The sequence below is a fragment of the Marinobacter vulgaris genome, assembly GCF_003344045.1.
Lineage (GTDB): Bacteria > Pseudomonadota > Gammaproteobacteria > Pseudomonadales > Oleiphilaceae > Marinobacter > Marinobacter vulgaris.
Genome location: NZ_QFWX01000038.1, coordinates 338 through 554 on the forward strand (window position 1 = coordinate 338; position 217 = coordinate 554).

General features: G+C 58.1%; 1 protein-coding gene. It reads right to left on the reverse strand.

The window, feature by feature from the left end:
* The coding region (locus tag DIT71_RS17695; protein ID WP_199491049.1) for a hypothetical protein at nt 1–217 on the reverse strand (217 nt) is incomplete at both ends.

A 217-nucleotide genomic window follows, 5' to 3' on the forward strand; every position in this document is an offset into this window, starting at 1 on the left:
GAAAACGAAGCGCAGCATCAGCTCACCGACAATCAGCAATGCGCTTCCCAGCAGCATGGGAGATCGCGCCGCTTTCAGACCGCCCGCAGCAAAGCACAGCATACCCGCAACGGATACGCACCAGCTCAGCAGATGAACGGTTCGCAGTTGCTCCAGCATCTGTAGCGGTGCGTGAGGGAACGTCACCACGGTGTTGTCCATAGCCGTAATATCTGCC